At 71.7% G+C, this 24,934-nt stretch carries 24 protein-coding genes; 6 read left to right on the plus strand and 18 right to left on the minus strand.

Annotated features, from left to right (window positions below; all coding sequences use genetic code 11):
- Window positions 1–242: 242 nt before the first annotated feature.
- On the minus strand, window positions 243–428 hold the full coding sequence (locus tag ASC77_RS08685; protein ID WP_056151109.1) for a hypothetical protein: 186 nt from the start codon (window positions 426–428) through the stop codon (window positions 243–245).
- Between the two features lie 51 nt (window positions 429–479).
- Here ASC77_RS08685 and ASC77_RS08690 point away from each other — a divergent pair, with 51 nt between their 5' ends.
- From ASC77_RS08690 to ASC77_RS08700, 3 genes are all read left to right on the plus strand, one after another.
- Complete coding sequence (locus tag ASC77_RS08690) at window positions 480–1,319, plus strand: ceramidase domain-containing protein (RefSeq protein WP_056151111.1); 840 nt, start codon at window positions 480–482, stop codon at window positions 1,317–1,319.
- A 202-nt stretch (window positions 1,320–1,521) separates the two neighbouring features.
- Window positions 1,522–1,935: a hypothetical protein gene (locus ASC77_RS08695; RefSeq protein WP_056151113.1), complete on the plus strand. Its 414-nt coding sequence runs from the start codon at window positions 1,522–1,524 to the stop codon at window positions 1,933–1,935.
- 37 nt (window positions 1,936–1,972) lie between these two features.
- Window positions 1,973–3,910, plus strand: coding sequence for a cellulose binding domain-containing protein (locus tag ASC77_RS08700; protein WP_056151115.1), 1,938 nt, complete (start codon window positions 1,973–1,975; stop codon window positions 3,908–3,910).
- Here the strand turns inward: ASC77_RS08700 and ASC77_RS08705 are convergent.
- The gene (locus ASC77_RS08705) at window positions 3,907–5,367 is read right to left on the minus strand and encodes an LLM class flavin-dependent oxidoreductase (RefSeq protein ID WP_056151117.1); all 1,461 of its coding nucleotides are present in this window, start codon (window positions 5,365–5,367) and stop codon (window positions 3,907–3,909) included. The genes ASC77_RS08700 and ASC77_RS08705 overlap by 4 nt on opposite strands.
- Window positions 5,368–5,404: 37 nt before the next feature.
- On the opposite strand from ASC77_RS08705, the gene ASC77_RS08710 reads away from it, so the two are divergent.
- Window positions 5,405–6,532 carry a calcium:proton antiporter gene (locus ASC77_RS08710; RefSeq protein ID WP_056151119.1) on the plus strand — a complete coding sequence of 376 codons (1,128 nt, stop codon included), beginning with the start codon at window positions 5,405–5,407 and terminating at the stop codon, window positions 6,530–6,532.
- A 3-nt stretch (window positions 6,533–6,535) separates the two neighbouring features.
- On the opposite strand, the gene rodA is transcribed toward ASC77_RS08710, so the two are convergent.
- The 9 genes from rodA to ASC77_RS08755 form a co-directional block, all read right to left on the minus strand.
- The gene (gene rodA / locus ASC77_RS08715) at window positions 6,536–7,705 is read right to left on the minus strand and encodes a rod shape-determining protein RodA (protein ID WP_056151121.1); all 1,170 of its coding nucleotides are present in this window, start codon (window positions 7,703–7,705) and stop codon (window positions 6,536–6,538) included.
- A 1-nt stretch (window position 7,706) separates the two neighbouring features.
- The gene (gene mrdA / locus ASC77_RS08720; RefSeq protein ID WP_056151123.1) at window positions 7,707–9,845 is read right to left on the minus strand and encodes a penicillin-binding protein 2; all 2,139 of its coding nucleotides are present in this window, start codon (window positions 9,843–9,845) and stop codon (window positions 7,707–7,709) included.
- On the minus strand, window positions 9,845–10,366 hold the full coding sequence (mreD, locus tag ASC77_RS08725; RefSeq protein ID WP_056151125.1) for a rod shape-determining protein MreD: 522 nt from the start codon (window positions 10,364–10,366) through the stop codon (window positions 9,845–9,847). The genes mrdA and mreD overlap by 1 nt, the downstream gene beginning before the upstream one ends.
- A gap of 10 nt (window positions 10,367–10,376) precedes the next feature.
- Complete coding sequence (gene mreC, locus ASC77_RS08730) at window positions 10,377–11,303, minus strand: rod shape-determining protein MreC (protein WP_056151127.1); 927 nt, start codon at window positions 11,301–11,303, stop codon at window positions 10,377–10,379.
- Entirely contained in the window at window positions 11,300–12,331 is a 1,032-nt protein-coding gene (locus tag ASC77_RS08735) for a rod shape-determining protein (protein WP_200944941.1), read from the minus strand. The genes mreC and ASC77_RS08735 overlap by 4 nt, the downstream gene beginning before the upstream one ends.
- Before the next feature lie 116 nt (window positions 12,332–12,447).
- Window positions 12,448–12,834: a hypothetical protein gene (locus tag ASC77_RS08740; RefSeq protein ID WP_056151131.1), complete on the minus strand. Its 387-nt coding sequence runs from the start codon at window positions 12,832–12,834 to the stop codon at window positions 12,448–12,450.
- A 36-nt stretch (window positions 12,835–12,870) separates the two neighbouring features.
- The gene (locus ASC77_RS08745; protein WP_056151132.1) at window positions 12,871–13,428 is read right to left on the minus strand and encodes a 2'-5' RNA ligase family protein; all 558 of its coding nucleotides are present in this window, start codon (window positions 13,426–13,428) and stop codon (window positions 12,871–12,873) included.
- Window positions 13,429–13,439: 11 nt separating this feature from the next.
- Window positions 13,440–13,859, minus strand: coding sequence for a nucleoside-diphosphate kinase (gene ndk, locus ASC77_RS08750; RefSeq protein ID WP_056151135.1), 420 nt, complete (start codon window positions 13,857–13,859; stop codon window positions 13,440–13,442).
- Between the two features lie 10 nt (window positions 13,860–13,869).
- Window positions 13,870–14,550, minus strand: a complete 681-nt coding sequence (locus ASC77_RS08755; RefSeq protein WP_235547550.1) for a pyridoxamine 5'-phosphate oxidase family protein — start codon at window positions 14,548–14,550, stop codon at window positions 13,870–13,872.
- Window positions 14,551–14,618: 68 nt separating this feature from the next.
- On the opposite strand from ASC77_RS08755, the gene ASC77_RS08760 reads away from it, so the two are divergent.
- A complete protein-coding gene (locus ASC77_RS08760; RefSeq protein ID WP_056151137.1) occupies window positions 14,619–15,947 on the plus strand; it encodes a PLP-dependent aminotransferase family protein in 1,329 nt (442 codons plus the stop codon).
- Here the strand turns inward: ASC77_RS08760 and ASC77_RS08765 are convergent.
- Genes ASC77_RS08765 through ASC77_RS08775 form a run of 3 tightly spaced genes read right to left on the minus strand, consistent with a single transcriptional unit; the run spans window position 15,933 to window position 18,609 of the window.
- Entirely contained in the window at window positions 15,933–16,328 is a 396-nt protein-coding gene (locus tag ASC77_RS08765; RefSeq protein ID WP_056151138.1) for a DUF4233 domain-containing protein, read from the minus strand. The genes ASC77_RS08760 and ASC77_RS08765 overlap by 15 nt on opposite strands.
- Window positions 16,325–17,707: a bifunctional tetrahydrofolate synthase/dihydrofolate synthase gene (folC, locus tag ASC77_RS08770; RefSeq protein ID WP_056151140.1), complete on the minus strand. Its 1,383-nt coding sequence runs from the start codon at window positions 17,705–17,707 to the stop codon at window positions 16,325–16,327. Before folC ends, ASC77_RS08765 begins: the two co-directional genes overlap by 4 nt.
- 23 nt (window positions 17,708–17,730) lie before the next feature.
- Window positions 17,731–18,609, minus strand: coding sequence for a GNAT family N-acetyltransferase (locus tag ASC77_RS08775; RefSeq protein WP_056151141.1), 879 nt, complete (start codon window positions 18,607–18,609; stop codon window positions 17,731–17,733).
- Between the two features lie 69 nt (window positions 18,610–18,678).
- Here ASC77_RS08775 and valS point away from each other — a divergent pair, with 69 nt between their 5' ends.
- Window positions 18,679–21,303 carry a valine--tRNA ligase gene (valS, locus tag ASC77_RS08780; RefSeq protein WP_414813180.1) on the plus strand — a complete coding sequence of 875 codons (2,625 nt, stop codon included), beginning with the start codon at window positions 18,679–18,681 and terminating at the stop codon, window positions 21,301–21,303.
- Between the two features lie 6 nt (window positions 21,304–21,309).
- On the opposite strand, the gene ASC77_RS08785 is transcribed toward valS, so the two are convergent.
- The 4 genes from ASC77_RS08785 to ASC77_RS08800 form a co-directional block, all read right to left on the minus strand.
- Entirely contained in the window at window positions 21,310–22,053 is a 744-nt protein-coding gene (locus ASC77_RS08785; protein ID WP_056151146.1) for a hypothetical protein, read from the minus strand.
- Between the two features lie 194 nt (window positions 22,054–22,247).
- Window positions 22,248–23,531 (minus strand): ATP-dependent Clp protease ATP-binding subunit ClpX, encoded by a 1,284-nt coding sequence (gene clpX / locus ASC77_RS08790; RefSeq protein ID WP_056151148.1) that lies wholly within the window; start codon window positions 23,529–23,531, stop codon window positions 22,248–22,250.
- A gap of 159 nt (window positions 23,532–23,690) precedes the next feature.
- Window positions 23,691–24,299, minus strand: a complete 609-nt coding sequence (locus tag ASC77_RS08795; protein ID WP_056151150.1) for an ATP-dependent Clp protease proteolytic subunit — start codon at window positions 24,297–24,299, stop codon at window positions 23,691–23,693.
- Window positions 24,300–24,302: 3 nt separating this feature from the next.
- A complete protein-coding gene (locus tag ASC77_RS08800) occupies window positions 24,303–24,890 on the minus strand; it encodes an ATP-dependent Clp protease proteolytic subunit (protein ID WP_056151152.1) in 588 nt (195 codons plus the stop codon).
- Window positions 24,891–24,934: the final 44 nt, after the last annotated feature.

Below are 24,934 nucleotides of genomic sequence, written 5' to 3' on the forward strand. Positions count from 1 at the left end.
GCTCATGCCGCTGACGGGGCGCATCGTGCCGCGCAGCGGATATCTTCGCTCCGTGGCCGCCTCGTCAACCTGAGAATCCCCGCGCAGCACGGGAGCACGTGGGACTCGATGCTGGCCGGCGTCGCGTGGATCCTGTTGGTCTGCTCCGCGGTGATCGCCCTCGTGAGTGGTCGACCCAGCGACAGGTCGGAGTAGCGGCCCGACCACCAGGGCCGCCACGACCGCTGCGACGCCGGCGAGGGTCAGCCCACTCGGAGGAGCAGCGCCAGCGCGAGCAGGCCCACCCCCACAGCGAGCAGGGCCAGATGGATCAGCTTGACGACGCGCACGTCGCGAGCGGCTCGGTTCGTCGCCGCGGCCGTCGCAGGGTCCGTCAGGTCAGGTTCGGGACGGTCCTCGTCGTCGTCCCAGCGGTGGTGCAGTCGCACCCTCCCAGTGTCGCCCCGAGATCAGACCCGCGCACCCCCTAGGGTCACCCCATGCCGACACGCTCGCTGCGCCCGCTGGCGTACGCCGCGGCGACGGCCGTGCTGTCGACCGGCCTGCTGGTGCTGGCGATCGGGCAGGGCTGGCTGGGGCCGGACGTCGGCCGTGGGGCGAACTTCTGCGAGGCGGCGCGCGACGGGTGGGTGAAGCAGCCGGCGAACTCGTGGTCGAACCTGGGGTTCGTGCTCGCCGGGCTGCTGGTGGCGTGGCGCGCGGGTCGGCGCGACCAGCTCGGCGACGTGCTGCCGCAGCACCCGCCGCTGGCGACGGCGTACGCGTGCGTCGTGGTGTTCCTCGGGCCGGCGAGCGCGGCGATGCACGCGACGCAGGCCGAGCGCGGGGGCGACCTCGACATGCTCAGCATGTACCTGGTCGCGTCCTTCGCCGCGGCGTACGCGCTGATGCGGTGGCTGCGGCAGGGGCGGGTGCTGTTCGCGCAGCTCTTCCTGCTCTTCGTCGAGGGCTGCGAGCTGGTCGGGTCGTACGACGGGCAGGTGCCGGTCGTCGACTTCGCGGGCAACGTCGCGTTCGCCGCCCTGCTGCTGACGGCGGTCGTCGTCGAGGTGCGGCTCTGGCTGCGGGCGGGCCGGTCCCCCGGCCTGATGCCGCGCACCGACCTGCGCTGGGGTGCGGCTGCGCTCGGCGCGATCCTGGTCGCGTTCGCGATCTGGAACGCCACCAAGACCGCGTGGTGCGATCCGCACTCGCTGCTGCAGGGACACGCGGCCTGGCACCTGCTGGATGCCGCCTCCGCCTACCTCCTCTTCCGCCTGTGGGCAAGCGAGTTGGCCGAGATGACAGACAAGATCAGCCGTTCGGACAGTTCCCGGTAAAGAAATGAGGCGGGACGAACACCGTCCGGATTCCCGGTGCTAGACCGGTCCAGCAACACCACGCGGCTCGGCGCGGACAGCAATTGGGGAGAGTCGCTGCATGCGTTTCGCATGCCGCGCTGGGGTGGCGGTCTTGCGAGACGTGTGCGTGCTCTCCGAAGGGTGCCCCGAGGGGGGCAACAACGAGAGGTACGCACCCAACATGTCCAAGCTCTTCCTCGCACTCGGCGCCGGTGGCGCCGTCACTGCGGCCGTCGTCGCCTCGGCGGCGAGCATCGGTTCGGTCAACTCGACCGACCTCGGCGCCGGCACGACCGTCGTCGCCAGCTGCGACAGCAGCGTCGACGTCGACTACACCACGTCGTACGACAGCACCGAGGGCGGCTACAAGGTCGCCACCGTCACGCTCAGCAACCTCGCCAACGCCTGCATCGGGCAGGACGTGACCCTGACGGTCCAGGGTCCGGGCGGCTCCAAGGCCTCCCTCGACGAGCTCGACGGCGTCGTCGCCGACGACGGCGCCGCGACCCCGGCGGCCGTCCCGCTGGTGTTCACGCTCACCGACACCGTGATGGCGTCGGACGTCACCGGGCTGGCCGTCGTCATCAGCGGCTGACGCGTAACGATCGGGGGGCGGCCCAGCAGGGCCGGGCATGGTCGAGCTCGAGATCCGGGCGAGGCGGCGCAGGACGTGGCTGCGCCGCCTCTTCAGCCTGCTCGGGTGGCTCGGCACCCTGGTCCTCCTGGCGCTCGCCGTCCCGACCCCGCTCGGGCCGCCGCCCCTGGGGGTCACCGTCGTCTCGGGGCCGTCGATGCTGCCCACCTACGACCCGCAGGACCTGCTGGTCACCTGGCGTGCGAGCGACTACCCGGTCGGCACGCCGATCGTCTACGGCATCCCGGCCGGCCAGGCCGGCGCGGGCCTGAACGTCGTGCACCGGGTGGTCAAGGTCCTGCCCGACGGCACCCACCTCACGCAGGGTGACAACAACGACCACATCGACCCGTGGGAGCCGGTCGACTCCGACGTCCACGGCAAGGTGGTCGTGCGGGTCCCGCACGGCGGGCGGATGCTGCGCATCTTCGGCTCGCCGATGGTGCTCGCCGTCCTCGCGGGCATCCTGACCGCGGCGGCCGTGCTCAAGCGGCCCGAGGAGGACGAGGACCCGCCGATCCCGCCGTGGTGGCGGTCGCGCCACCGCAAGCGGCACCGCAGGCACACCCGGCCTGTCGCACCCGCCGTGTCCCGGGCGGTCGCCCTCGCTGCGGTGACCGGGCTCGTGCTCGGCGTGGTCCCAGCGCGTGCCGCCGACCTCGGCCAGGTCCGGTCGGCCGACCTCTACGCGACGTCGGTGTCCGCGGCCGTCGCGGCGAACCCGGTGTCCTACGAGCAGACGCTCACGAGCGAGACCGCCACGCAGTACTGCGCGACCGTGGTGGTGACCAACCACTCCGACCAGGCCGTGCAGTGGGAGGTGACGCTCAACATCGCGGCTGCGCCGTACAACGCCGAGTCGATCGCGTCCTCCTACAACGTCACGACGGTGACCTTCAGCGCCAACGCGTGGCGGGTGCGCGGGGTCGACTGGAACGCCGCGCTCGGCGCCGGCCAGTCCTACACCTGGGGCTACTGCGCCAACCGGCCGGCGGGCAGCCTGGTCGACGCGACGACCACCGTGAACGTCACCCAGTCCGACGCGCAGTCCTACTGCGCGACCGTCACCGTCTCGACCACGTCCACCGCCTGGATCCGGTGGCGGGCGACCCTCAACCGCAGCACGCCCGGCATCACGGACAGCGCCTACTGGCTCGCGGCCCAGCCGACGAACACCAACAACATGACCAGCATCTCGTTCGACGCCGGGACCGGCACCTGGGTGGCCCGCGGCGTGTCCAGCAACGAGTACGTCCGGTCGGGCACCAACGCGACCTTCGGCTACTGCGCCCCCGCGGGTGCCGCGGCGCCGTACGTCGATGCGACGCTCGCCGTGTCGATCACCAGCCAGGACAGCCAGCAGTACTGCGCCAGCGTCACCGCCTCGACCACGTCGGCGACCTACGTGAAGTGGAAGGCGACCATCAACCACAGCACGACGACCCTGTCCGGCAACACCTACTGGCTGAACGCCGTGCCCACGAACTTCAGCAACGTCGCCACCGTCTCCTTCGACGCGAGCACGGGCACGTGGGTCGTCCAGGGGCTGTCCTACAACCAGCTGATCAAGTCGGGATCCCCCGCCACGTGGAGCTTCTGCGCCCCGACGAACCAGTCGGCCGCGCTCGTCGACGCGACCGTCTCGGTCCAGCTCAACGGCACCAGCAGCACGCCGGGCGGCCAGTACTGCGCGACCGTCACGGTCTCGACGACCTCGACGGACTTCGTGAAGTGGCGGGCCGTCCTCACCCAGAGCACGCCGAACCTGACGGGGCCGAACTACGCGCTGACCTCGCAGCCCACCAACTTCTGGAACTCGACGTCGATCGACTTCACGTCGGGGAGCGGGACCTTCCAGTGGCGACTGCGCGGCGCCGGCTACAACGACCTGATCAAGGCCGGCTCGCCGCAGACGTTCGGCTTCTGCCGGGGCTAGTAGAAGCCGAAGCGGGCCAGCGGCTCGACCAGCTCGCGCTCCTCGTAGGACAGGTGCGACGTCATGGTGTCGGCGAGCAGGTCGACGGCGTCGCGCAGGCGAGTCAGACCGTCCGGCTCCCCTGGATCCTGGGGAGACACCAGGGCGACCAGCGCCCGGTCGACGTCGTCGAGCACGTCGGCGATCACGTGGTGCTCCGCCTCGAGCCGGTCGATGACCGGCACCAGGTCGTCGTCGCTCGCGCGCAGGTGCGGGAACATCGACGTGTCCTCGATGGTGTGGTGCGTGGTGACCACACGGCAGTAGGACTGGCAGTAGGCGCCGAGCGCCCAGTCGTTCTGCCGCATCGTCATCGCGTTGATCAGCGAGCGCGCGGCACCGACCTCGAGCGTGCCGGCCTCCACCTGCGAGATCAGGTCGAAGAGCTGCGCGAGCTCCGAGCGCAGGTGGTCGTGCACGTCGACGAGGTGCTGACCCGCGGCCCGCTCGTGGGCGGTCCACGCCAACGGCGCACCCGAGGACGCGTACGTCGGCCGGGTCGACTCGTCCCACGGCGACCGCTCGCTGCGGCGTACGCCGTCGTCGGGCGTAGGCCGCACCGCAGCGCCGCCGGAGCGCACCTCGACGGGAGCGGGATCGGGCACGGCCGCTCGTGGCGCGCCGGTCCGCTCGGCGGCGACCAGCTCGCGCACGGCCGGCGCCACCTCGGTCCCGAACCGCTGGATGGTGCCCGGGTCGTCACCGCCCACGATGAAGGTGCTGGTCCCGTGCGTCAGGGTCAGCTCGGCCAGCCACTCCGGCCAGGCCCGGTCGTCGGAGGGGTTGACGTTGTAGAGCCGCCGCACCGTGCTCGGGTCGCGGCCCGCCTCGAGAGCCGCGGCGTCGATGCGGGCGTTGCGCTCGGCCAGCTCCTCCGGCGGCACGTAGGACTGGCTCGGCAGCCAGCCGTCGCCGACCCGGCCGGTGAGGGCCAGCATCCTCGGGCCGATCGCGCCGATCCAGACCTCGACGTCGTGCACGGGCGCCGGCCCGGACCGCCAGGCACGCCGGATCACGTCGATGCCGTCGTCGAGCGCGGCCAGCGCCTCCCCCGGCGTACGACGCGGTCCGCCGGCGGCCACGATGGCGTCCCAGAACGCCCCGGCGCCGATGCCCAGCTCGACCCGCCCGCGACTCAGGACGTCGAGGCTGGCGACGGTCTTCGCGAGCACGTACGGCGGTCGCAGCGGCAGGTTGCTGACGTTGGTGGTGACCCGCAGGCTCGACGAGCGCGCCAGGATCGTCGCGATCAGCGCCCACGCGTCGAGGAAGCGCTTCTGGTACGGGTGGTCCTGGACGGTCGCGAGCTCGAGACCGGCCGCCTCGGTCAGCAGCGCGAGCTCGACGACCCGATCGGGCTGGGCGGCGTCCGGCGTGAGGAACGTGCCGAACTGGAGGTCCTGGCCGTAGTCGGGCATGCGTCCATCCTGCCTGGTGGGTCCGTAGGGTTCAGGCATGAGCACGCGGAGCGCCTGGCTGAGCTGGACCACGTTGGCACCCCTGGCCGCGATCGTCGTGCTCGCCTTCGCGTGGGGACACCACCCGGGGACGTTCGCGGCCGTCGGCATCGGGATCTTCCTCGTCGGCGCGGTGCTCTCCGCCGTCCACCACGCCGAGGTCGTCGCGCACCGGGTCGGCGAGCCCTTCGGGTCACTGCTGCTGGCCGTGGCGGTGACGGTGATCGAGGTCGCCCTGATCGTCACGCTGATGCTCGGCGGCAGCGACACCTCCGCGCTGGCACGCGACACGGTGTTCGCCGCGGTGATGATCACGCTCAACGGCATCGCCGGGCTCTCGCTGCTGATCGCGGCCGTGAAGTACCGGATGGCCGTCTTCAACCCCGAGGGCGCGGGCTCGGCGCTGATGACCGTGGTCGCACTCGCGACCCTGACCCTGGTGCTGCCGCGCTTCACGACCAGCCACCCCGGTCCGGAGTTCTCGTCGGCCCAGCTCACCTTCGCCGCGGTCGCGTCCCTCGGCCTCTACGGCATCTTCGTCTTCACCCAGACGGTCAAGCACCGCGACTTCTTCCTGCCCGTCTCGACCGGCCCCGGGTCGGGCAGCGTCGACCGACCCGTCTCCGGGCCGGTCGACGAGGACAGCGACGGCCACGCCGACCCGCCGAGCGACCGCGCTGCCCTCGCGAGCCTCGTGCTGCTGATCCTGGGCCTGGTCGCGGTCGTCGGGCTGGCGAAGGTCGAGTCCTACCCGATCGAGGACGGCGTCGACTTCCTGGGCTTCCCGCACTCGTTCGTCGGTGTCGTGATCGCGCTCCTGGTGCTGCTGCCCGAGTCGATCGCGGCCGGCCGGGCCGCCGCCCAGAACAGGGTGCAGACCAGCCTCAACCTCGCCTACGGCTCCGCGATGGCGAGCATCGGCCTCACCATCCCCGCGATCGCGGTCGCCTCGATCTGGCTCGACGGCCCACTCGTGCTCGGCCTGGAGCCGACCCAGATGGTGCTGCTGCTGGTCTCGGTGATCGTCTCGATCCTCACCGTCGTGCCGGGGCGCTCGAAGTCGCTGCAGGGCTTCGTGCACCTGTCGCTGCTCGCGGCGTTCGTCTTCCTCGCGATCAACCCGTAGGGATCAGCGAGGCACCAGGACGCGCGACGGCGTACCGAGGCGGGCCGCCGGCGCGGCCTGGGCGCGCAGGTGGATGTTCTGCAGCAGGCCGATGGCCAGCAGGCCGGCGAACATCGAGCTGCCGCCGTACGACACGAACGGCAGGGGTACGCCGGTCACCGGCATGATGCCGAGGCACATGCCGACGTTCTGGAAGGCCTGGAAGCCGAACCAACAGGCGATGCCGGCCGCGGCGAGCCGGCCGAAGACGTCGTCGGTGCGGGCGGCGATGGCGAGCGCGCGCCAGATGACGACGGCGAGCAGCGCGATCAGGACGCCGGCGCCGACGAGCCCGAGCTCCTCGCCGGCGACGGTGAAGACGAAGTCGGTGTGCTGCTCGGGCACGAAGCCGGCCCGGGTCTGCGAACCGTCGAAGAGCCCCTGCCCGAAGATCCCGCCGTTGCCGATCGCGATCCGCGCCTGCTCCACGTTGTAGCCGGCGCCCCGCGGGTCCAGGTCCGGGTTGGTGAACGCCAGGAACCGGTCGACCTGGTACTGCTTCAGGAAGCCGGCGGCCACCGCGGCCACCGCCGCGGTCACGCCCCCGGCCGCCAGCAGCCCCAGCCAGCGCCGCGGCGCACCCGACGCGGCGAGCACGCCGAGCACGGTCGCCGAGAGCACCAGCATGGTGCCGAGGTCGGGCTGGAGCAGGATCAGGGCCGTGGGCACGCCGGCGATCACGAGCATCCCGACGACGTCGCCGACCGACCCGCGCGACCCGACGACCCGGCCACGACGGACGTCGGCGCGCTCGGCGACCCACAGGGCCATCCCGATGACGACGGCGAGCTTGGCGAACTCCGACGGCTGGATCGACATCCCGCCCAGCTGGAGCCAGGACCGCGAGCCGTTGATGGTGGTGCCCATCGCGAGCACCAGCACCAGGCCGGCCACGGAGCCGAGGTAGACCAGGGGCGCGACGATGCGGACCCACCGGTGGTCGGTCAGCAGCACGGTGCCCATCAGGACCAGGCCGATCACGACGTTGACGAGCTGCTTGCGCAGGTACGCCGTGGTGTCGCCGCCCGTGAGGTCTGCGCGGTGGCTGGTCGCCGACCACACCAGCAGCGTCCCGAGGGTCAGCAACGCGAGGACGGCGACCATCAGCAGCCAGTCGAGGCGGGGCAGCCGCACGTCAGTCCCCCTTCTTCGGCGGGAGGATCGAGCCGTCCCGCATGAACGTCGGGAGCGCCGACGGCGGCGTCGTGCCGGCGATCGCGGCCTTCTTCGGGTTCACGGTCATGCCGTCGATCCCGTAGAGCGCCTCCCAGATCTTGCGCACCGCCGGACCGGAGGTGCCCGAGCCCGTGCCGGCCTGGGTGACCATCATGATCACCACGTAGTCCTTGTCGTACGTCGCGACCCACGAGGTCGACTGCTTGCCCTCGACCTCGGCGGAGCCCGTCTTGCCCCGCAGGTGGACCCGGTCGAGCGGGAAGTCGCCGAACTTCCAGGCCAGCGTCCCGTTCCAGGCGCCGTCGGAGCGCACGGTGCCCAGCAGCGCGTTGTCGACGTAGTCGATCGCCTGGCGGGTGACCTTCGCGTGCCCGACCACCTTGGGCGGGATCTTCTTGACCAGGGCACCGTCGGGACCGACGATCGCCTTGCCGACGCGCGGGGCGTAGAGGGTGCCGCCGTTGGAGAGCGCGGCGTACGCCCGCGCGAGCTGGATCGGGGTGACGATGGTGTCGCCCTGGCCGATGGTGAAGTTGGCCGAGTCGCCCTGGCGGAAGTAGTTGCCCTCGAGGCAGAACTCGTGCGCGAAGAGCTTGAGGAACGCCGTCTTCGCGGTGCCCTTGCGGTCCATCGAGCAGTAGTAGTCCTTCATCGACGCGTAGTACGACGCGCGCCAGACCCGGTCGCCGACCCGGCCGCTCGCCTCGCCGGGGATGTCGATGCCGGTCTTCTCCCCGAACCCGAAGGTGTGGGCCGCGGCGGCCAGCGGGTCCTTGGCCTTCGAGTCGGCCGGGTCCGAGCCGTACTTCTGCCAGAAGTGCAGGCCCACCCGGTAGAAGAAGGTGTCGCAGGAGACGTTGAGCGCCTCCGCGAAGCCGATGTTGCCGTAGGACTCGGACTCGTAGTTCTTGAACCAGCGGTTGCCGATCTGCAGACCGCTGGTGCAGCCGAGGCGGGTGTCGGGACCCAGGTCGTCGGACAGCGCTCCGGTCGACATGAACGGCTTCCAGGTGGAGCCGGGCGCGAACTGGCCCTGGGTGGCTCGGCTCAGCAGCGGGTTGTCCGCCTGCGCCGAGTAGAGCCGGGCCAGCTGCTTCTTGGAGATGCCGCCGACCCACTCCGACGGGTCGTACGTCGGCTGGCTGGCCATCGCCACGATGCGGCCGGTCTTCGCCTCCATCACGACCGCCGCGCCCGAGTCGGCCACGTAGTTCTTGTGCGTCACCGGGTCGTACTGCGTTCGCGCGGTCGCGATCGTGTCCGCCAGCTGCCGCTCGACGATGCCCTGGACCTTGGCGTCGATGCTGGTGACCAGGGTGTTGCCCGGCTCCCCCGCCACCTCGCCGTCGTCGCCCAGCACGCGGCCCATCGAGTCGACCGCGACACTCTTGTAGCCCGGCATGCCGCGCAGCCAGCGGTCGTACTCCTTCTCGATCCCGGCGCGACCGACCGACGAGGCGCCGTTGACGGACGTGTCGTCGTCCTGCTCGGCCTGGTCGAGCTCGTCCTCGGTGATCGGGCTCAGGTAGCCGAGCACGTGGGCGAGGTTGATGCCGTACGGCTGGGGGTAGGCGCGCACGCTCTGCTGCTCGGCGACCACGCCCGGGAAGTCCTCGGGCTGCTCGAGCACCCGCAGGGCCACCGACTTCTTCACGTCCTCGGCGACCGGCACCGGCTGGTAGGGCGAGCCGTTCCAGCACACGCCGGGCTCGGAGCCCTCGTCGCCGCAGGTCACGAGCTGCTTGCGGATCCGGTGGGCCGGCACGTCCACGACGCCGGCGACCCGCTCCAGCAGCACCTTCTGCTGGTGCTCGTCGAGCTTGCCGAGCACGGTGCGGTCGATCGAGACCACCCACGAGGTCCGGTTCGCGACCAGCGGGCGGCCCATGTCGTCGACGATCAGTCCGCGCTGCGGCTGGACGACGACCTCGCGGACCGACTGCGAGGTCGCCTGCGCGTGGTACTCGTCGCCGCCGACGACCTGGAGGTAGTAGAGCCGCACGAAGAGCGTCGCGAAGAGCGAGAACACCAGCGCCTGGATGACGAGCAGCCGCAGCCGGCCGGTGCGCTGGGTCGCGTTCTGGTTCTGGGGAGACATCAGGTGAGGGACCGGTCCGGCTCGAGCTGCCGGAACATCGCCATCACGGGCGGCAGCACCAGCGGTGTCAGCACGACGTCCCACAGCACGCCGACCAGGACCACCTCGAGCAGCTCCGGGATCGCGATCGGATCACCGAGCACCAGACCGGACAGCGCGAAGACCGACGTGCCGACGAACGACGACGCGGCGACCGTCGCGACGACGGTGCCGGCGGTCAGGGTCCCGCTGGACCGCGCGTCGCGGCGCACCCGGCCGGCGACGTACCCGACGACGACCAGGGCCAGCGCCCAGCGCCCGGCGAGGTGGTCGGCGGGCGGCGCGAGGTCGAGGGCGAGGCCGGCGATGAAGCCGAGGACGGCGGCGAACTCCGGGCCGCGGACCAGAGCGGCGCCGACGACGACGAGCAGGCAGACGTTGGGGACGATCCCGTCCCAGGACAGGTGCGGGAAGAACGACACCTGGAGGATCAGCGCGACGCCGACGGCGGCCGCCGCGACCAGTGCGCGCAGGGCAGTCATCGTGGGCTCCTCACTGCAGGTCCCCGTCGGCGCCGATGACGGCACGGTCGCTGGTGGTGCCGGTCGGGACGACGACGCCGACCAGGTCGAGGGCGCCGAAGTCGACGAACGGGTCGATGACCGCGCGCTGTGCCGTCTCGCGCAGGCTGCTGTAGACGGTGGTGACGCGGCCGACCGGTACGCCGGCGACGTACGGGCCGCCGGCCTCGCTCCCCCAGGTGACGACGGTGTCGTTCTTGGCGGGCACCGCGGTGTCGTCGACGAGCTCGAGGTCGAGGCGGCCGTCGCCACCGAGGACGCCACGGCCGTGCAGGAAGCCGACCTCCATGCTCCGCCCGACCCGGCCGCCCACCACCGAGTCGGCGTCGACGATGAGGAGCACGGTCGCGGTCGTGCGGGTGACCCGCAGGACCCGGCCGACCAGGCCGTCGTTGTTGACCACGGTCAGGTCGGGGTGCACGCCGGCCTCGGAGCCGGCGTCGATGGTCACGGTGCGCGAGAAGGACTGGGAGGGTCCGAGGCCGACCACGCGGGCCGGCACCAGGGAGTACCCGAGGCTCTGGGCGGCGGCCGTGAGGCCGTCGTACTCCTCGAGCCGGTTGCGGTCGTAGTCCTGCGTGGCGACCTGGGAGCGCAGGTCGGAGTTCTCGGCCTGGAGGTCGAGGAGGTCCTGCTGCATCGAGTCGCGGGTGCGGAACCAGTCGGGGACGGCGGTGAACGGGCGGATCGCGGTCGCCGTGCCCACCTCGACGGGGCCGAAGACCTCACCGACCGCGCGCCGGGCCGGGTCGATCGGCGAGGAGCCGAGCGAGTCGAGGCTCATCACCGTGAGGCAGGCCAGCACGAGAGCGACCAGCAGTCCCCGCGAGGGACGCTGCTGGTCGTCGGAGCCGCGCCAGCGGCGCTCCCTGCGGCGCTCGAACCCGTCGAGCCTCATCCGACCCGCCTGCGGTCGGAGACCAGGACCTGCTGGAGCGCCTCGAACTCCTGCACGCACTTGCCGGCACCCATCGCGACCGAGGTGAGCGGCTCCTCGGCGACGTGGACGGGCATGCCGGTCTCGTGCCGCAGCCGCTCGTCGAGGCCGCGCAGCAGGGCGCCGCCGCCGGTCAGCACGATGCCGCGGTCCATGATGTCGCCGGCCAGCTCGGGCGGGGTCTGGTCGAGCGTGCTGCGGACCGCGTCGACGATCGCGTGCAGCGGCTCCTCGAGCGCCTGTCGGACCTCGGCGCTGGACACCACGACGGTGCGGGGCAGCCCGGAGACCAGGTCGCGGCCGCGGATCTCCGCCTCCGGCTCGTCGAGCATCGGGAACGCGGAGCCGAGGGTCATCTTGACCTCCTCGGCGGTGCGCTCGCCGAGCATCAGCGCGTGCTCCTTCTTCATCCACGCGACGATCGCCTGGTCGAGGTCGTCGCCGGCGGTGCGGATCGAGAGGCTGGTGACGATGCCGCCCAGCGAGATGACCGCGACCTCCGTCGTGCCCCCACCGACGTCGACGACCATGTTGCCGGTCGGCTGGTGGACGGGGAGCCCAGCGCCGATCGCGGCGGCCATCGGCTCCTCGATGATGTAGACCGTGCGGGCGCCGGCCTGGTAGCCGGCCTCCTTGACCGCGCGCTGCTCGACGGCCGTGACGCCGCTCGGCACGCAGATCACCATCCGCGGCTTGGCGAAGTAGCGACGCCGGTGCACCTGCTGGATGAAGTAGCGCAGCATCTGCTCGGTGGCCTCGAAGTCGGCGATCACGCCGTCCTTGAGCGGGCGGATCGCGGCGATGTTGTCGGGCGTGCGCCCGATCATCCGCTTGGCCTCGTGGCCGACGGCGAGGATCTCGCCGGTGCTGTCGTTGATCGCCACCACGCTCGGCTCGTCGAGCAGCACGCCCTTGCCGCGCACGTAGACCAACGTGTTCGCGGTGCCGAGGTCGACGGCCATGTCGCGGCCGATGAAACTGTTAGCCATCGTGTCGCCTTGTTGCAGGTGGGGAAGAAGTGACAACAGGCTACGAAGTCACAGCCTCCGCGCTTGGGAGGACACGCGGCGTCACCTGCAGCAATGCCCCGCTGCAGCGCAGCTGGTCAGCGCGGGTCGGTGCCGTCGGCGACCGGGATCGGCGTCGACCGGACCCGCAGGACCAGGGCACCGGCTCCGGCGTCGTGCGTCGCCTCGAGCACGACGCCCGTGCGGCTGGCGTCGAGACGGGCGACCGCGCCGTCCGAGCGGTCCAGTCCCCAGCCGTCGGCGACGAGGCTGGCGGCCAGGCGGTCCAGGGCCTGCGCGGACACGCTCGCGGCGTCGAGCCGGGCCCGCACCACCACGGTGTCCCCACGCTGCCCGACGACGACCTGGGGCTCGACCAGCTGGACGTGGCCCGTCGCGATCGCCCAGGAGCCGGTCGCGTAGGCACGGACCCTCTCCACCGCCGCCGCCAGTGGCGCGACGACGTGACCGGTCCCGAGCTCCATGCGAGGAGGCTGCCCGGAGTCGCCCCGCCGAAACCGTCAGTTCCCAGCGAGTGTGGGGATCGGGGGCCCGAGCGGGAGCTCGGCGACAGTGCGCCACGACCCCGGGTGGTCGGTGCCGGCGATGAGTCGCGCTCGATCGATGCGCGTGGCGACGGGCAGCGCGACACCCACCTCGGCCGCGACCCGCCGGAGCTCGGCGGCGCTGCCCAGCCGAGCCTCACCGACGGTCAGGTGCGGGACCACGTCCTCGAACCGGCCGCCGTACGGCAGCACACCGGGGAACGCGTCGCAGACCCGCTCCGTGAGGGCGCGGAACGGTCGGTCCGGCTCGGGCGCCAGCCACAGCACGTCGTCGCCGAACCACGCGCACTCGGCGAACGCGCAGTCGAACGCCGGCACGGCCGCGCACGCCTCGCGCAGTCGGCGTACGACGTCCGGGTCGACGTCGGCCGGTGGGACGAACGGGTAGAGCACCGTGACGTGCGCCGGCACGCCCCACGCGGCGGACTGGTCGAGGCGGCTCCGGTGGTCGGCCACCGCCGGCTCGGCGGCGGCGACCGGCACGATGACCGCCGTCTGGGTCGGCTCGACCACCGTGGCGCCCGTCAGAGGTTCGGGAACCAGATCCCGATCTCGCGCTCGGCGGACTCGGGCGAGTCGGAGCCGTGCACGAGGTTCTGCTGGACCTTCAGGCCCCAGTCGCGCCCGAGGTCCCCGCGGATCGTGCCCGGAGCGGCCGCCGTGGGGTCGGTCGCACCGGCCAGCGAGCGGAAGCCCTCGATGCAGCGCTCGCCCTCCAGGACGATCGCGACGACCGGCCCGGACAGCATGAAGTCGACGAGCGGCTGGTAGAACGGCTTGCCCTCGTGCTCGGCGTAGTGCTCGGCGAGCAGCTCGGGGGTCGCGGTCCGCAGGTCGAGCGCCACCAGGGCGTACCCCTTGGCCTCGATGCGGCGGACGATCTCGCCGACCTGGCCGCGCTGGACGGCGTCGGGCTTGAGCAGGACGAGGGTGCGCTCAGTCATGGCAGGCAGCCTATAGAGACGCCGCCCGTCGTACGACGTCGGCCGGGACCGGCCCCGAGGCGTCCTCGGCCGGGATCGGGTCGCCGGCCGTGCGGCGCAGCGGGATGACGCCGCCCCACACCCCCGCGTCGATGTCCTCCTGGTCGTCGACCGGGCCCTCGCCACGGGACTTCATCGACGCCTCGTGGAGGGGGACGGCGAGCACCGCGGTCGCGGCGAGCTCCTTGCGGGTGGGCTCGCGCAGCGTCGCGTCCCGGCCGGGGATCATGTGGTCGACCGTGAGGCCGAGGGCGTGGCGGCGCTCGTCGGGGTCCTCGACGATGCGCGCCGTACCGATGACGACCGCGGAGCGGTAGTTCATCGAGTGGTGGAAGGCCGACCGCGCGGCCACCAGCCCGTCGAGCTCGGTGACGGTCACGCAGACGGTGGCGTCCGCGGCCGAGCGCAGCCAGCCGGCCGCGACCGAGCCGTGCACGTAGAGCGTGCCGTCCTGGTCCGGACCGTCGAGGTCCACCGCGAAGGCGACCGGAAGCACCACGGGGTGCCCGCCGACCACCACGCCGAGATGGGCGATCAGCGCTTCCGCCAGCAGCCGGTGCAGCTCGGTGCGGTGCTCGACCATCCGGTTGCGGCCGCGCCCGACGGTGGTGCGGGGGGTGGGCGAGAGCGGGGTGGCGGCGGTCGTGGTCACGGGACTAGCCTGACCGAGAAGTGGCCTGTGCGCACGGGCCAATCCGGCACCAGTTCGACAGGACACTCATGGCCACCCTCCCGGTGACGCTCGACCGCGACGCTCCTGGCGCCCTGGGCGTCCAGCTGTCCGGCGCGATCAGGGAGCTGGTCGTCGCCGGCACGCTCGCCCGGGGCGACCGCCTGCCGAGCAGCCGGGCGCTCGCCGCCGACCTCGGGGTGAGCCGCTCGGTGACCGAGCACGCCTACGAGCAGCTGCTCGCCGAGGGCTGGCTCGAGGCCCGTCGCGGGTCGGGGACCTTCGTCGCGGCCGGCGGGGCCGCCCCGGCCGCGGCCACCCGCCGGCCGGCACCGACTGCCGAGCACGACCTGGTGCGCCTGGACGCCGGCACTCCCTGGATCGACCCGCGGCACGCCGCCGGGTGGCGTCGCGCGTGGCGCGAGGTGTCGTCGGCCCGGCCGCCGCGGGGCTACGACGACCCGCGTGGGCTGCCCGAGCTCCGCTCCGCCCTCGTCGATCGGATCGGCCGGACCCGCGGGCTCGTCGTCGACCCGGACGAGGTCGTGGTCACCAACGGCACGACGGACGGCCTCCGCCACCTCCTCGCGGTGCTGCCGCCCGGTCCCGTCGCCCTCGAGGACCCCGGCTACCGGGCGGCGGTCGAGACCGTGAAGGGCGTCGCCCGCCCGGTCCGCGACCTGCCCGCGCTGGACCCGGTGGTGGACCTGGGCGGGGTCGCCGCGGCGTACGTCACCCCCGCCCACCAGCACCCCCTCGGCCGGGTGTTGCCCGCCGCCGAGCGGGTCGCCCTGCTCGACGCCGCCCGGTCCGCCAGGACCGTCGTCGTCGAGGACGACTACGACTCGGAGTTCCGCTACGACGTCGCGCCGGTGCCGGCACTGGCCAGCCTGGACCGGTCGCGGGTCGCCTACCTCGGCACCGCCGCCAAGTCGGTCGCGCCCTCGTTGCGGCTCGGCTGGATGGTGCCGCCGCCGGCCCACCTCGACGCGATCAACGCGCGGCGCCTGGTCACCCACGAGGGCGCACCGTGGCCGGTCCAGCGCGCGTTCCTGGCCCTGCTGCGCGACGGGTACGTCGACAAGGTCGTCCGCACCGCGCGCCGGGTCTACGCCGAGCGTGCGCCACGGGTGGCGGCCGCGCTCACGCCGTACGCCGAGCTGGCGGGGCCGCTCGCCGGGATGTACTCGACCTGGCTGCTCCCCCAGCCCGACGCGCTGCGGGCGCGGGCGGCGGCACGCGAGGCCGGCTTCGAGCTCAACCTGCTCTCGGACTACTGCCGCTCGGCGCGGCTGACCGGGCTGGTGCTCGGGTTCGGCGGGGTCACCGACGACGAGCTCGACCGGGCCCTGGCCGCGGTGACGTCAGCCCTGGCCTGAGGTGTCGGTGGCGTCGTACGCCGCGAACGCCTCGGCCCGCTCGCGCTCGATCCGGCGACCGAGGAGGTAGGCCGAGCCCCACAGCAGCGCGAAGATGCCGCCGAGCACGAACATCAGCGGGATCACGAACCCCAGGGCGATCGCGAACACCTGGACCACCCACCCGAGCACGTAGGCCCACTCCGCGCGCAGCATGCCGGCGAGCAGCAGGCAGACGACCGCGAGCCCGACGCCGACGGCGACCGCGGTCCCCGCGGGGACGTCGGCGACGCTGATCATCACCGGGGTCGTCAGGCCGAGGGTGATCGCCTCCAGGCTGAGGACGGCCGCGCACATGCCGCGGCGCGGCGACCGCGTCCGCTCGGGATCGACGTCGCTCATCGGCTGCGGTCCTTCTGCGGGCGCACCAGCAGGCTGCGCGCCTCGCCGACCGTGACGACCGAGCCGGTCACCAGGACGGCGCCCGACCCGAGGCCCTCGCCGAAGGCCGCGCCGGCCTCGGCCAGGGTCGCGGCGGCCTCGATGGCGTCACCGAGGTTCGGCGTGACCGAGACCCGGTCCTCACCGAAGACCTCACGCGCCTTCTCGGCGAGCATCTCGGCGGGCAGCGCCCGGTCGGTGGAGTTCTGCGTGCACACGACGTGGGCCAGGTGCGGCTCGAGCGCCACCAGCAGCTGCTCCTGGTCCTTGTCTGCCATCACCCCGACCACGCCGATCAGCGGGTTGAAGGTGAACGAGTCCTCCAGCGCCGCGCCGAGGGCCTCGGCGCCGTGCGGGTTGTGCGCGGCGTCGAGCACGACGGTGGGGCTGCGCCGCACGATCTCGAGCCGGCCGGGTGAGGTCACCTCGGCGAACGCCGCGCGCACGACCTCGGCGTCCAGCGGCTGCTCGGCGCTGGCGACGAACGCCTCCACGGCCGCGAGCGCGACCGAGGCGTTCTGCGCCTGGTGGGCGCCGTACAGCGGCAGGAACACGTCGTCGTACCGCGCGTGGAGACCCTGGAGCGACAGCATCTGCCCACCGACGGCGGGCGTGCGGGTGGCGACACCGAAGTCGGTGCCCTCGCGGACCGCGGTCGCGCCGACCTCGGCGATCCGGTCCGCCAGGACGGCCGCGACGTCGGGCTCCTGCTCGGCGAGCACGGCGGTCGAGCCGGCCTTGATGATCCCGGCCTTCTCGACGGCGATCACGGCCGGCGTCTCGCCGAGGTAGCGGGCGTGGTCGACCGCGATCGGCAGCACGACGGCGACCTGGGCGTCGACGACGTTGGTCGCGTCCCACGAGCCACCCATCCCGACCTCGACCACGGCGGCGTCGACCGGCGCGTCGGCGAACGCGGCGTACGCCATCCCGACGACGGTCTCGAAGAACGAGAGCGGGTGGTCCTGGTCGGCGTCGACCAGGTGGGTGTAGGGCGCGACGTCGTTGAACGCGCGCACGAAGTCGTCGTCCGAGAGCGGCTCCCCGTCGATCGAGATCCGCTCGGTCATCCGCTCGACGTGCGGGCTGGTGAACCGGCCGGTGCGCAGGTCGAGCGCGCGCAGCAGGGTGTCGATCATCCGCGAGGTCGAGGTCTTGCCGTTCGTCCCGGTCAGGTGGATGACGGGGTAGCTGCGCTGCGGGTCGCCGAGCACCTCCATGAAGGCCTCGATCCGGTCCAGGGACGGCTCGAGCTTGGTCTCCGGCCATCGGGACAGCAGGGCGTCCTCGACCTCGTCGAAGTTCTGGGCCAGGCGGGGTGCGTCAGGGGTCTCGCTCATCGTGGGTCGAGTCTAGAGACTCCTCAGTCGACCAGCAGATTCACCATGTCGACCACGGGCCGGTAGCCGATCGCCTCGTAGACGTGGTTGGAGACCGGGTTGGCCTGGTCGGTGAAGAGGCAGCAGCGCACGCCCCGGGCGAGGTGCTCGGCGGAGATCTCGGCGACGGCGCGGCTGGCGTATCCCCGGCCGCGCTGGTCGCGCGGCGTGTAGACGGGGCCGATGCGGGCGACGCCGTAGGCCGGGAGGTTGGCGCCGGTGAGGTGCACCCGCTCGCCGTGCTCGTCCTCCCAGAGCCAGATCACGCCGTCCTCGATGCGCACGAGCATGTCGTCCATCGAGAAGCTCTCCATGCCGTGCGGCTCGACGCGGCCCGCCTGCTCGGCGGCCGCCCGGGCGAAGTCGAGGAACCACTCGAGGCACAGGTCCGCGTCGGCCTCGGTGGCCTTCCGCAGCCGGCCGGCGGGGGCCGGGGGCATGACCAGCTCGCCCAGCTCGAAGAGCCGGACGTGCTCGTGGACGGAGACGGCTCCGCCGGTGAGCCGGGCGGTCTCCTCCGCGACCAGGCGCGCCGCCGGCAACGCGCCGTTGACGCCACCGAGGACCTCCCCGCGAGCGTGCACCGCGCGGGCCAGCTCGACGGCCGCATCGGCCGGCATCGGGAGGACGTACGCCGGGTGGGGCGCGAACGGTGCGGTCCGCATCGCAACGCCGGCGACGAGCCCCGCGTCGTCGCGCGCGACCGCCCACCAGCGGTGCGGCAGGTCGCCGGAGAGGCGCTCGGCCATCCGCGCCGTGACCGTCGCGATGACGGTCGTGATCACCGGCTCCACTGCCAGGTGTGCCTCGGTCTCGGCCAGGAACTGCGCGGGATCGTCGACGAACTCGATGCGGGCTGCCATGACCGAAGTCAGCCATCCCGGTGCCCGCGGTCACAACCGGTTTCTCCGGCAGAGGGCACGCGCCCTAGGATTTCGGACATGACCGAGACGCAGAGCCAGGCCACGGACACGACCAGCGCGGATCGACGCGCCGTCGTCGTACCCGAGAAGCCTGCGCTCGAGGGGCTCGAGGCCACCTGGAGCGAGCGCTGGAAGGCCGACGACACCTACGCCTTCGACCGCACCCAGCCGCGCGAGAACGTCTACTCGATCGACACTCCCCCGCCGACCGTGAGCGGCAGCCTGCACGTCGGCCACGTGTTCTCGTACACGCACACCGACCTGATCGCCCGCTTCCAGCGGATGCGGGGCAAGTCCGTCTTCTACCCGATGGGCTGGGACGACAACGGCCTGCCGACCGAGCGCCGGGTGCAGAACTACTTCGGCGTGCGCTGCGACCCGTCGCTGCCGTACGACGCCGACTTCACGCCGCCGGAGAAGCCCGACGCGAAGAAGCAGATCCCGATCAGCCGGCCCAACTTCATCGCCCTGTGCGAGCAGCTGGTCGAGCAGGACGAGCAGGTCTTCGAGCAGCTGTGGCGCACCCTCGGCCTCTCGGTCGACTGGAAGCAGCACTACACGACCATCGGCCCCAAGTCGCAGACGGTCAGCCAGCGTGCGTTCCTGCGCAACTTCGCCCGCGGCGAGGCCTACCTCCAGGAGGCGCCGACCCTCTGGGACGTCACCTTCCAGACCGCGGTGGCCCAGGCCGAGCTCGAGGCCCGCGAGTACGCCGGCGCCTACCACCGGGTCGCGTTCCACAAGCCCGACGGTGAGCCCGTCTACATCGAGACGACGCGTCCCGAGCTGATCCCGAGCGTCGTCGCGCTGATCGCGCACCCGGACGACCCGCGCTACCAGTCGCTCTTCGGCACCACCGTGACCAGCCCCGTCTTCGGGGTCGAGATCCCGGTGCGCGCCCACGCCGCCGCGGAGATGGACAAGGGCGCCGGCATCGCCATGTGCTGCACCTTCGGTGACCTCACCGACGTCACCTGGTGGCGCGAGCTCGACCTCCCGGTCCGCACCCTGATCGGCCGCGACGGCCGGATGTCGCGCGAGACGCCCGACTGGCTGGCGCACGAGCCCGCCGCGACGGCGTACGAGGAGCTCAAGGGCAAGACCGCGTTCTCCGCCCGTGAGGCGGTCGTGACCGCCCTGCGCGAGTCCGGCGACCTGGACGGCGAGCCGAAGCCCACGCAGCGGATGACGAACTTCTACGAGAAGGGCGACAAGCCGCTCGAGATCGTCGCGACCCGTCAGTGGTACATCCGCAACGGCGGCCGCGATGCCGCGCTGCGCACCGAGATGATCGACCGCGGCGCCGAGATCCAGTGGCTGCCGCCGCACATGAAGCACCGCTACGACAACTGGGTCGGCGGCCTCAACGGCGACTGGCTGATCTCGCGGCAGCGCTTCTTCGGCATCCCGTTCCCGGTCTGGTACCCCCTGGACGCCGAGGGCGAGCCCGACTACGACCACCCGCTCCTCCCCCGCGAGGCGGACCTGCCGATCGACCCGTCGACCGTGGCGCCCGGTGGCTACACCGAGGAGCAGCGCGGGAAGCCGGGCGGCTTCATCGGCGACCCCGACGTGATGGACACCTGGGCGACCTCGTCGCTGACCCCGCAGATCGCAGGCGGCTGGGAGTCCGACGACGACCTGTGGCAGCGCGTCTTCCCGATGGACCTGTGCACCCAGGCGCACGACATCATCCGCACCTGGCTCTTCTCCCGGGTGGTGCGGGCGCACTTCGAGAACCACGCCGCCCCGTGGTCGCACGCCCTGGTCTCCGGCTTCATCCTCGACCCGGACCGCAAGAAGATGTCCAAGTCCAAGGGCAACGTCGTGGTCCCGACCGAGATCCTCGACAAGTTCGGGGCTGACGCCGTCCGCTGGCGTGCCGCGATGGCTCGCCCGGGCCTGGACTCGCCCTTCGACGAGACCCAGATGAAGGTCGGCCGCCGCCTGGCGATGAAGGTCCTCAACGCCTCGAAGTTCGTCCTCGGTGGCGTCGGCGCGACCGGCGTGAACCCGTTCGAGGTCTCCGAGCCGCTCGACTGCGCCCTGCTCGGGCGCCTGGCCGAGGTGGTCCGCGCCGCGACCGACGCGTTCGAGGCCTACGACTACACCAGCGCGCTCGAGGTCGCCGAGAAGTTCTTCTGGGAGTTCTGCGACGACTACCTCGAGCTGGTCAAGGAGCGCGCGTACGCCGAGGGCGACGGCGCCGACACGGTCTCCGCGAAGGCCACCCTGGCGATCGCGCTCGACGTCCAGCTGCGGCTGCTCGCGCCGTTCCTGCCCTACGTGACCGAGGAGGTCTGGTCGTGGTGGCAGGAGGGGTCGATCCACCTCTCCAGCTGGCCGACGGTCACCGAGCTGGGCTCAGCGGCGGCCACCGACCCGGTCGCGCTCGACGCGGTGGCGGCCGCGCTGGTCGGGATCCGCGGCGCCAAGTCGAACGCCAAGGTGTCGATGCGCGCGGAGCTGTCCCGGGTCGAGATCCGTGGCCCGCGGGCGCTGGTCGACGCGGCCGAGCTCGCGGCCGACGACCTGCGCAAGACCGGCAAGATCGTCGGCGACCTGGTCTTCGTCGCCGCCGAGGGCGCGACGGAGATCACCGTGGTGGCCGAGCTGGCACCCGTCGAGGGCTGAGCCGGGTCAGTACCGGCCGCGGTGGCCGCCGTGGTGGCGGTCGCCGTACTCGTCCTCGGAGTCGTGACCGTACCCGTGGCCCTGCGAGCCGTAACCCTGCGAGCCGTGGCCCTGCGAGCCGTAGCCCTGCGAGCCGTAGTCCTGGGAGCCGTAGCCCTGGGAGCCGTAGCCGTGACCGCGGGTGTCGGTGAGGGCGTCGGTGATCGCACCGCCCAGGGCTGAGCCGAGTGCGGCGAGGCCCTGGCCGAGACCCTGGCCGAGGCCCTGGCCGCTCGCGTGGCCGTTGGAGTGACCCAGGCCGTGACCCAGGCCGTGCTTGATCCCCGCGAGACCGGGCACCGTGGGAGCCGGCACGGCGGGCACCGAGGGCACCGAGGGCGTCGGCAGCGGCGTGGCGACGGGCGTGCTCGGGACGACCGGGGTGGCCGCGTGCTGCGGGTGGGCCGGCGCCTGCTGGACGACCGGACGGACGTCGGCGTGGGCCGGGCGGGTCGGGTGTGCCGTCGCGCCCGCGGAGGGCTTGCCCTGCGGCGTGGCGACTGGGGCACTGGGCCGCTTCGTGGGTGTGGAGACCGGCGGGGCGGCGATGGCGGGACGCGGTGCGTCGCCGGCGGGCGCGGGCTTCGGCTGCAGGACGGTGCCGGCGATCATGCCCATCGGCAGGCTCCGGGCGAGGCCGCCGAGGGCGTCGGTACGCACCGCGTGCACCATCACCCCGAAGCACGCCAGGACGACGACGATCGATGCCACCAGCGGCGCACGGTGCTCTGACCGCATCCAGACCCTCCCGAGGAAAAACGGACGTTCCAGTGTCAGTTTTCCGGTCCAGACAGGTCAGAGCCAAACCCCTGGGCCCTATCTGGTCATAAATGACCCAGATGGGCTAGGCGAACCGCTGTGGGGCTGGTCGTCCTGAACCAGCGCAGGCCCGCGGTCGCGTCCGCCTACGCGGACTTCTTCTTCTTGGCCTCGGACTCGCGCGGCACCAGCGTGGGCGCCACGTCGTCGGTGACGACCTCGCCGGTCACGATGACCTTGGCGACGTCGCCGCGGGAGGGCACGTCGTACATCACGTGGAGGAGGACCTCCTCGATGATCGCGCGCAGGCCGCGGGCACCGGTGCCCCGCTCCATCGCCTTGTCCGCGATCGCCTCGATGGCCTCGGTGGTGAACTCGAGCTCGACGCCGTCGAGCTCGAACAGCTTCTGGTACTGCTTGACCAGGGCGTTGCGGGGCTCGGTGAGGATCTGCACCAGCGCGGGCCGGTCGAGCTTGGAGACGCTCGCGATCAGCGGCAGCCGCCCGATGAACTCGGGGATCAGGCCGAACTTGGTCAGGTCCTCGGGACGCACCTGCGAGAGCAGGTCCTCGGCGTCGCGCTCGACCTGGCCGCGGACCTCGGCGGTGAAGCCGAGGGTCTTCTTGCCGACGCGCTGCTCGACGATGTGCTCGAGTCCGGCGAAGGCACCACCCACCACGAAGAGGATGTTGGTGGTGTCGATCTGGATGAACTCCTGGTGGGGGTGCTTGCGACCCCCCTGCGGCGGCACCGAGGCGGTGGTGCCCTCGATGATCTTCAGCAGCGCCTGCTGGACGCCCTCGCCGGAGACGTCGCGCGTGATCGAGGGGTTCTCCGCCTTGCGGGCCACCTTGTCGATCTCGTCGATGTAGATGATGCCGGTCTCGGCCTTCTTGACGTCGTAGTCAGCGGCCTGGATCAGCTTGAGGAGGATGTTCTCGACGTCCTCGCCGACGTAGCCGGCCTCCGTGAGCGCCGTCGCGTCGGCGATGGCGAACGGGACGTTGAGCATCCGCGCCAGGGTCTGCGCGAGGTAGGTCTTGCCACAGCCGGTCGGTCCGATCACGAGGATGTTGGACTTCGCGACCTCGACGACCTCCTCCTTGCTGTGCTTGCCGGACAGCGGCTGGATCCCCGCCTGCACCCGCTTGTAGTGGTTGTAGACGGCCACCGCGAGCGACTTCTTCGCCTGCTCCTGGCCGATCACGTAGGAGTTGAGGAACTCGAAGATCTCCCGAGGCTTGGGCAGCTCGTCGAGGCTGACCTCGGTGCCCTCGTTGAGCTCTTCCTCGATGATCTCGTTGCAGAGGTCGATGCACTCGTCACAGATGTAGACGCCGGGGCCGGCGATGAGCTTCTTGACCTGCTTCTGGCTCTTCCCGCAGAAAGAACACTTCAGCAGGTCGCCTCCATCACCGATACGTGCCACGGGCGGTCATCCTCCGGTAAGTCGAGCCCGGTATGTCGAGCTGGTACAGCAGCTGTGCCTGGGGGTGGTGCCGTTCAGGGGCCGAGAGCCCCCCTGACGGTACCCCGTGCCACCCCCGAAGAGGGGGTGGACACGGGCAACGTCAGGTCATGGTGGAGCTCAGGTGAGCGCCGGGACGCCCTTGCGCGACTCGATCACCGCGTCGATCAGGCCGTACTCCACGGCCTGCTCGGCGGTGAGGATCTTGTCGCGCTCGATGTCGACGCTCACCTGCTCGATCGACCGACCGCTGTGGTCGCTGATCATCTTCTCGAGCAGCTCGCGCATCCGCAGGATCTCGTTGGCCTGGATCTCGATGTCGGAGGTCTGGCCGAACGTGCCCTCGGTGTAGGGCTGGTGGATCAGGATGCGGCTGTTGGGCAGCGCCATCCGCTTGCCGCGGGCGCCCGCACCGAGCAGGATCGCCGCCGCCGAGGCGGCCTGCCCGATGCACACGGTCTGCACGTCCGGCTTGATGAAGTTCATCGTGTCGTAGATCGCCGTCAGCGCGGTGAACGAGCCACCGGGGCTGTTGATGTAGATCTGGATGTCCTGGTCGGGGTTCATCGACTCCAGGCACATCAGCTGGGCGATGACGGCGTTGGCGACGTCGTCGGAGATCGGCGTGCCGAGGTAGATGATGCGGTCCTCGAACAGCTTGGCGTAGGGGTCGATGCGCCGGAACCCGTAGGACGTGCGCTCTTCCCACTGGGGGATGTAGTAGTTCATGCGTCAGTCCTTCTGCCGGGCCGGACGGCCGTCGTCGGCCGCCTCGCGGGCGCTCTTGATGACCTGGTCGACGAGGCCGTAGTCCTTGGCCTGGTCGGCGGTGAACCAGCGGTCGCGGTCGGCGTCGTTCTCGACCTGCTCGCGCGGCTGGCCCGTGTGCTCCGCGATCAGGTCGAGGAGGATCTGCTTGATGTGCAGGGACTGCTGCGCCTGGATCTTGATGTCCGAGGCCGAGCCGCCCATGCCGGAGGACGGCTGGTGCATCATGATCCGCGCGTGCGGGAGCGCGTAGCGCTTGCCCTTCGTGCCGGCGCAGAGCAGGAACTGGCCCATCGAGGCGGCCAGGCCCATGCCTACCGTCGCCACGTCGTTGGGGATGTAGTTCATGGTGTCGTAGATCGCCATGCCGGCGTCGACCGAGCCACCCGGGCTGTTGATGTGCAGGAAGATGTCGGCCTCGGGGTCCTCGGCCGAGAGCAGGAGCAGCTGGGCGCAGATCGCGTTGGCGTTCTGGTCGCGCACCTCGGAGCCGAGGAAGACGATCCGCTCACGCAGCAGACGCTGGTAGATGTGGCCGTCGAGGTCGTTCATCCCGCCGCCGCCGTTGAGCTGCGGCTGATGAGTCCCCGGGTGCG

Origin of the sequence: Nocardioides sp. Root1257 (genome assembly GCF_001425175.1) — a bacterium.
Lineage (GTDB): Bacteria > Actinomycetota > Actinomycetes > Propionibacteriales > Nocardioidaceae > Nocardioides.